Source organism: Stenotrophomonas sp. YJH_SMC_10, assembly GCF_059371555.1.
Genome location: NZ_JCAFUS010000003.1, coordinates 397,729 through 405,113 on the forward strand (window position 1 = coordinate 397,729; position 7,385 = coordinate 405,113).

Annotated in this window: 7 protein-coding genes; 6 read left to right on the forward strand and 1 reads right to left on the reverse strand. The window is 68.6% G+C overall.

From position 1 onward, the window contains the following. Positions 1–23: 23 nt before the first annotated feature. Together AC5P9C_RS07465 and AC5P9C_RS07470 are read left to right on the forward strand one after the other, a co-directional pair. The gene (locus AC5P9C_RS07465; RefSeq protein ID WP_049469570.1) at positions 24–410 is read left to right on the forward strand and encodes a diacylglycerol kinase; all 387 of its coding nucleotides are present in this window, start codon (positions 24–26) and stop codon (positions 408–410) included. 73 nt (positions 411–483) lie between these two features. After that, positions 484–2,292, forward strand: coding sequence for a phosphoethanolamine transferase (locus tag AC5P9C_RS07470; protein WP_414615020.1), 1,809 nt, complete (start codon positions 484–486; stop codon positions 2,290–2,292). On the opposite strand, the gene AC5P9C_RS07475 is transcribed toward AC5P9C_RS07470, so the two are convergent. Then, on the reverse strand, positions 2,196–3,119 hold the full coding sequence (locus tag AC5P9C_RS07475; RefSeq protein ID WP_057493268.1) for a M14 family metallopeptidase: 924 nt from the start codon (positions 3,117–3,119) through the stop codon (positions 2,196–2,198). The genes AC5P9C_RS07470 and AC5P9C_RS07475 overlap by 97 nt on opposite strands. A gap of 145 nt (positions 3,120–3,264) precedes the next feature. On the opposite strand from AC5P9C_RS07475, the gene AC5P9C_RS07480 reads away from it, so the two are divergent. The 4 genes from AC5P9C_RS07480 to AC5P9C_RS07495 are packed head-to-tail and all read left to right on the forward strand — an operon-like array spanning position 3,265 to position 7,186. Beyond that, positions 3,265–3,918 (forward strand): DUF3348 family protein, encoded by a 654-nt coding sequence (locus tag AC5P9C_RS07480; RefSeq protein ID WP_049469560.1) that lies wholly within the window; start codon positions 3,265–3,267, stop codon positions 3,916–3,918. 10 nt (positions 3,919–3,928) lie between these two features. Continuing rightward, positions 3,929–6,193 carry a DUF802 domain-containing protein gene (locus AC5P9C_RS07485; protein ID WP_343543240.1) on the forward strand — a complete coding sequence of 755 codons (2,265 nt, stop codon included), beginning with the start codon at positions 3,929–3,931 and terminating at the stop codon, positions 6,191–6,193. Continuing rightward, entirely contained in the window at positions 6,190–6,828 is a 639-nt protein-coding gene (locus tag AC5P9C_RS07490; protein ID WP_049469557.1) for an OmpA family protein, read from the forward strand. The genes AC5P9C_RS07485 and AC5P9C_RS07490 overlap by 4 nt, the downstream gene beginning before the upstream one ends. Further along, positions 6,818–7,186 (forward strand): DUF2894 domain-containing protein, encoded by a 369-nt coding sequence (locus AC5P9C_RS07495; protein WP_049469554.1) that lies wholly within the window; start codon positions 6,818–6,820, stop codon positions 7,184–7,186. The genes AC5P9C_RS07490 and AC5P9C_RS07495 overlap by 11 nt, the downstream gene beginning before the upstream one ends. Positions 7,187–7,385 lie beyond the last annotated feature (199 nt).

Genomic DNA, 7,385 nt, shown 5'->3' on the forward strand with positions numbered 1-7,385 from the left:
TTGCTCCCCGCTCTGGATACGGCATGCAGCACCCCAAGGACAGCGGCAAGTACCCGCACGGCAAGACCGGACTGAGCCGCGTCTTCCACACCCTCATCCATTCGCGCGATGGCTTCATCGCCACCTTTCGCGGCGAGGCGGCATTCCGCCAGTTGTTGCTGCTGCACGCACTGCTGATGGCGGCCGCGTTCGTGCTGGACATCAGCACGGTCGAGCGGGCGCTGGTGCTCGCGGTCTGTTTCATCAGCCTGCTGGTGGAACTGCTGAATTCCGCGATTGAGGCCGTGGTTGATCGCATCTCGCTGGAGCAGCATCCGCTGTCCAAGAACGCCAAGGACATGGGCAGCGCCGCGCAGACCACCGCGCTGTTGATGGTCGGTGCGGTGTGGGGCGTGATCCTGCTGGGCTAGCCCGGCAATCCTGACAACTTCCTGATAAGGCCGTTTCGATACTGCGCGCACTCCTGTTCCGCGGAACCTGCTCGTGCGTCAATGCCTCCGTTTCCCACGGCCCCATCCGATCGTTCTGGTCTGGGCCGCCGCACTGTTCTTCGCCACGATTGGAAACATCGCCCTCTGGAAGACGCTGTGGGGGCTGATCGACCTCAACAGCCTGCGCAGCGTGCTGTTCCTGGCCAGCCTGCCGCCGCTGCTGTTCTGCCTGTTCAACCTGCTGCTGACGCCGTTGCTGGCACTCCCCTTCGTGCGCAAGCCGCTGCTGGTGGTGCTGGTCGTCGTCAGCGCCGCGTGCAGCTACTTCATGCTGCACTACAACGTGCTGATCGACCGCAGCATGGTGCAGAACGTGTTCGAAACCAATCAGGCCGAACTGAACGCCTATCTCTCGCTGCCGCTGCTGCTCACGCTGCTGGCGCTGGGCGTGCTGCCGGCCACCGCGCTGGTCCTGCTGCGCACCACGCGCCGAGCGGCCTCGCTGCGTTCCCTGCTGGTGTGGCCGGCCAATGTCCTGGCGTCGTTGGTGGTGCTGCTGGTGATCGGATTTGCGTTCTACAAGGACTATTCCTCCCTGCTGCGCAACAACCGCTACATCCGCGACCAGGTGCTGCCATTGAACGTGCTGCGCCATACCCACGGCTACCTGAAAAGCCGCTACAGCACCCGCCAGCAACCGCTGCGCAGGATCGCCACGGACGCACGGCGCACCGCGGGGCCACGGCCCAGGCTGGTGGTCATGGTGGTCGGTGAAACCGCACGGTCACAGAACTTCCAGTTGAACGGCTACCCGCGCGCGACCAACCCGCGGTTGTCGCGCAGCGACGGCGTCATCAGCTTCAATGATGTCTCCTCGTGTGGCACCGCAACGGCCATCTCGGTGCCGTGCATGTTCTCGCAGATGACCCGCCAGCAATACGACGACGTCCGCGCGGCGACCGAGGAGAACGTGCTCGACATCCTGCAGCGTACCGGCGTCGGCGTGCTCTGGCGCAACAACAACAATGGCGGCTGCAAGGGCGTGTGCGAGCGCGTACCGACCGAGGACATGCCTGCACTCAAGGTGGCCGGCCAGTGCGTCAACACCGACGGCACCTGCTACGACGACGTACTGCTGCATCAGCTCGGCGCACGCGTCGACGCGATCAACGGCGATGCCCTGGTCGTGCTGCATCAGCTTGGCAGCCACGGGCCCACCTACTTTGAACGGTATCCCGCAGCGTCGCGGGCCTTCAGCCCGACCTGCGACAGCAACCAGATCCAGCACTGCAGCAACGAGGCACTGGTCAACACGTATGACAACACCCTGGTGCATACCGACCGGGTGCTGGCGGAGACCATCGACCTGCTGCGGGGCTATTCGGACCACCGCGACGTTGCGCTGATCTATGTCTCCGACCATGGTGAGTCGCTCGGCGAACGCGGCATGTACCTGCACGGCACGCCTTACTTCATCGCCCCGCGCGAACAGACTCAGGTGCCGATGGTGATGTGGTTCTCAACGGAGTTCAGCCGCAACGCGGGCCTGGACATGGCCTGCCTGCGTGGGAATGCGCTGCACCGCGCGTACAGCCATGACAACGTGTTCCATTCCCTGCTGGGCCTGTTCGGTGTCAGCAGCGCCGTATACCAGCGCGAACGCGATGTGTTCGCCGGCTGCCGGGCGACGACCGCCGCGCCACTTGCCACTGCGCCGGCCGAGCGGCACCGGCTGATGCCGGTCACCGCCCGGAACGTGGCGCGTTACTGTGCGGCCAGGGCGAAATCCAGGCCGGCGCACACCGCCGCCACCTGGGCGTCATTGCATTCCTGCGGGTTGGTGCGCGGGCTGTCCGGGTAGACCTCGGTGGTGGTGGCAAAGCGCGCATCGGTGAAGCCGGCGCAGGCACCGATCGAACGCGACTCGCCCCAGACCACGCCCGGCGACTGCAACGGCAGGCCGACCAGGTTGCCCTCGGCGTCGGCCGGAGCGATATGGGTGACCGGGGCGACCGCGGCGATCAGGGCCTTCTGGAACTCGGCCTGCGGATCTTCACTGTTGCCGATCACGTAGAAGCCGTCCGGAATGGTGTCGCGCTCGAACGGCTTGCCGTCGCGGGCGCAACGGGCCGGATCGAACTCGTGCAGGTCGCTGTCGGTGGTCTCGTGCAGGTCCAGGTGCACCAGCAGGTTCGGCTTGCGCTCGGCCACCCAGCGCATCAGCGCGGCCGCTTCCTCGATCTGGCCGCCATCACGGAAGCTGCGGTTGGGGTCGATCGCATCCGGGTTCCAGCGCTGGATGCGCTCATAGCCCCATGGGCTGACGCACGGCGCCACGATCAGGTTCAGCCGGCCCAGGTAGCGCTCGGCCTGCTGTTCCAGGAACTGCAGGGCACCGTGCACGCCGCTGGTCTCATAGCCGTGCACGCCGCCGGTGATCAGCGCGGTCGGCAGCGCCGGGTTCCAGTCATGGTTGACCACCGCGAACAGTGGGTAGTGGTCCGGCGCATAGTCCAGCTGGCCGTACTGGATCACGTCGAAGACGCTGTCGTCCAGCCGCTCAAGGGCCGCCACCACATCCTCCTGGTAGCTGCGCTGGCGCTGCTGGCGCGCCCGCCACTGTGCGCGTTCCGCGTCGCCCCAGGGCTGTCCGGGGGTGCCGATCGGGTAGAACTGCGCAACAGTCATGGGGTACTCCAGGGGTCGAACGGGATGGGTGCAGCCGGACATTCTAAGCCCTGTCGCGCCTGCGGGTACCCTGCCCCGGCCGCGCCTTCATCCAGCCGGGTTCATCTGGTTGTAAAATCAACGGTTTTTGGCCCCTCACCCCTTGATGGCGAACGCAGCGCAGCCGGTCCTGGGTGGACCGGAGTTCCTCCGCCTGCTCGCCCGTCTCAGCGACGGCGCGATGCCGGCCACCAGTCCCGCCCTGACCGATCGCCTCGGCCAGTGGGTGGACTGGAGCCGTGCCGTGGCCCTGTCCGGGGCGCTGGGTGGACGCCTGCCCGAGCCGGGCGAGGCCAGCGAAGCGGTCGACGATGTGCTGGCCGACTGCGCCCACGCCCACGCCAGCCTGCGGGCCTCGATCAGCGAGGATGCCGAGGCCGAGCGCCTGCTGGACCTGGCCGAAGCCGCCGCTGCACCCAACTTTGCCTCGCTGCGCCAGCGCTACCGGGTGCTGCAGCAGGCCATCCAGACCGCCACCGGGCGCCTGCGCGGCCGCCTGCGCGACCAGCTCGTGCAGGTTTCGCCCGAGCTGGCGCGGCTGGCCGAGGTCGATGCGGTGATGGAACAGACCCTCACCCCGCGCGAGCACAGCCTGCTGGCCACGGCGCCGGCCGTGCTCGGCGCCCGTTTTGACCGCGTGCACGGCCAGCCCGGCTGGCGCGCGGCCTTCCGCCATGACATGCGCACGCTGCTGCTTGCCGAGCTGCAGCTGCGCTTCCACCCGATCGAAGGGCTGCAAGCCGCCCTGCGCTCCCACTGACCGGAACACCATGTCCAGAACTGCTTTCCATGTCGTTGTTTTCCTTGTCGGCCTGCTGGCCGTGTGCTGGATCGGCATCGGCTACGTTTCGGTGCATCCGCTGGGTGCAGCGGTGGCAGCGATCATCGCGGCCTGCTACATCGCCGGCGGCGTGGAGCTGTACCGCTACCGCCAGGCCAGCAACGGCCTGCGCAGCGCACTGAGCGACCTGTCCAGCGCGAAGGAGAGCCTTGCCGCCTGGCTGGAACGCGTGCCGCTGGGCCTGCGCAACGCCGTGCGCCTGCGCGTGGAGGGCGAGCGCACTGCTCTGCCCGCACCGGTGCTGACCCCCTACCTGGTCGGCCTGCTGGTGCTGCTGGGCATGCTCGGCACCCTGCTGGGCATGATGGACACGCTGCGTGGCACCGGCCTGGCCCTGCAGAGCGCCACCGACATGGCCGCCATCCGCGGCTCGCTGGCCTCGCCGGTGCAGGGCCTGGCGGTGGCATTCGGTACCTCGATCGCGGGCGTGGCCAGCTCGGCCATGCTCGGCCTGTTGGCCGCCCTGCTGCGCCGCGACCGCCTGCAGGCCGTGCAGCAGCTGGACCGCGCCATTGCTGGCGACCTGCACCCGTATTCGCAGGCCTGGCAGCGCGCCGAATCGCTGCGCCTGCTGCAGGCACAGTCCACCGCCCTGCCTGCCCTGGTCGACCGTCTGCAGGCGATGACCAGCACCTTTGAACAGCACAGCGCGGCCGCCAATGAGCGTCTGCTGGCCGGCCAGGCAGAATTCCTGGCCCAGAGCCAAGCCCTGCAGGAACGCCTGGCCCTGTCGCTGCAGCAGTCGCTGCGCGAGGGTGCTGAAGCCAGTGCCGCTGCCATCGGTGGCGCACTGCAGCCGATGGCCGAAACCACGCTGGCCGGCCTGGCCGAGCACGGCGAAGCACTGCACGCCCGTGTCGAGCGGGCCGTGCAGCAGCAGCTGGCAGGCTTGAGCGACGGCTTCGAGCGCAGCCGCATGGCAACCGAGTCCAGCTGGGCCAAGGTCCTGGGCGAGCAGACACAGGCACAGCAGTCGCTGGTCAGCGAACTGCGCCAGCACCTGCAAGCCTTCAGCGAGAGCCAGGGCACGCACGCCGAAGCGCTGGTGGCGCGCATCGGCGAGCGCCTGCAGGCCGATGCACAGGGCAATGCAGAGGCCTTGCGCGCCGCCGCCGAGCAGCAGCAGGCCCTGAACGCCGCGCTGGTCGAGCGCCAGCAGCAGGCGCTGCTCGCAGCCGGCCAGCAGCTGGACGAGCACGCGCAGGCGTTGCTGCAGGCACTGGCCCAGCACCACAGCGCCAGCCAGTCCCTGCTGCAGGACCACGAGCAGCAACGCTCGCGGGAGTGGCAGGCCGCGCAGGCCGCCGTCGCCACCGCGCACGCCGAGCTGCAGGCCAGCCTGGACAGCCGCGAACAGCAGCGCCAGGCACGCTGGGATGCGGTCAGTGCCGAACTGCAGCAGGCCCACGCCACCCTGCAGGCGCAACTGCAGGCCAGCGACGAACAGCGCCTGCAGCGCTGGAGCGATACCTTGCAGCATGTTTCCACCGAGATGGCCGCGCGCCTGCAGGCCAACGGCGAACGCCTGGCCGCGCAGCAGCAGCAGGTCTGCAACACGCTGGCGGCCACCGCACAGCAGATCGGCGAGAACGGTCGCGCGCAGGCCAGTGCCACGCTGGCCGAGGTGTCTACCCTCCTGCAGACCGCCGCGGCCGCGCCGAAGGCTGCCGCCGATGTCATCAACGAGCTGCGCAGCACGCTGTCCGAGAGCCTGGTGCGCGACAACGCAATGCTGGAAGAACGCGGCCGCCTGCTGGCCACCGTGCAGACGCTGCTCGATGCGGTCAACCATGCTTCGCACGAACAGCGCACCGCCGTGGACGCGCTGGTCGGTGGCTCGGCCGAGTTGCTGGAACGCGTCGGCAACCGCTTCACCGACCATATCGCTGCCGAGACCGGCAAGCTGGACGGCATCGCCGCCGCGCTCAACGGCAGCGCTGCCGAAGTGGGCCAGCTGGCCGGCACCTTCGGTGAAGCGGTCGAGCAGTTCGGCGCCGCCGCCACCGCGTTGTCCGGCCGCCTGGAAGAGATCGGTGGCGCCCTGGACGCCTCGCTGGCCCGCAGCGATGAACAGCTGGCCTACTACGTGGCGCAGGCGCGCGAAGTGGTCGACCTCAGCCTGCTGTCGCAGAAACAGGTAATGGAAGAACTGCAGCAGCTGGCCGCGCGCCGCGGCAAGGCCGGCAGCGCATGAGCGACGAGCTGGAGGTCGACGGCGGCTCGCATGCCCCGATCTGGGCCGCCTTCGGCGACCTGATGTCGGTGCTGCTGGGCGCGTTCGTGCTGATCCTGGTCGGCGTGGTCGCGGTGCAGCTGGAGCTGTCGCAGCGGCTGGACCAGGAAGTGAAACAGCGCCAGGCCGAAGCCAAGCGCCTGCAGACGCTGGAACAGGCGCTGGCTGGACCTCTGGCCGCCGGCCGCGTGACGCTGGTGGATGGCCGCATCGGCATCAGCGGCAGCGTGCTGTTCGCGCTGAACTCCGACCAGCTGCAACCCGAAGGCCAGGAGCTGCTGCGCAGCCTGGCCGCGCCGCTGGCCGCGTACCTGGGCAGCCGCGAGGAAATCCTGATGGTCAGCGGCTTCACCGATGACGCGCCGGTGCGCGAAGGCAATCGTCGTTTCGCCGACAACTGGGAGCTGTCCGCGCAGCGATCGCTGACCGTGACGCGTACGCTCATCGCCGATGGCGTGCCGGCCGACGCCGTGTTCGCCGCCGCATTCGGCAGCGAGCAGCCGGTCAGTTCCAATGCCAATGAGGAAGGCCGAGCGCGCAACCGTCGCGTCGAGATCGCGCCGATTCCCAAGCCCAAGGTCGCGGATGCCAAGTAAGCCGCCAGCACTGGAGGGCCTGCGCGCACTGGTGCGTGATCTCGATGCGGGGTCGCGCTCGCTGCCGCATTACCCGCAGGTGCCGATGCTGCAGCAGGTGCAGCGCGAGTGGTCGGAGCTGCGCAGCGAACTGCAGGTGCGCCGCTCCCTGCGCACCGAAGCCCCCGCCGACGGCGGCCCGCTGAACTCGGCGGTGCTGGTGCAGCGCATGCTGGATACGATGCAGGCCACCAGCCCCGGCTACCTGCGCCACTTCATCGACTACGTGGACACGTTGTCCTGGCTGCAGGCACTGCAGGATGGCGCCGCCAGCGGCGGTGATACCGCAAAGCCGAAACGGACACGCAAGCCGCGCTGAACATTCACTGGTAGTGCCGGCCGCTGGCCGGCAGCCACGCATCTCTGCGCGGGTCATGTGGTTGCCGGCCAGCGGCCGGCACTACCATCGCGGATGCTCTGTGCGCCGGAACGCGATCTGCGCGGCGCTTCGGTTCTGCTGTGGTAGTGCCGGCCGCTGGCCGGCATCACATCCAGGCCGACCACGGCCGAAGCGCGCA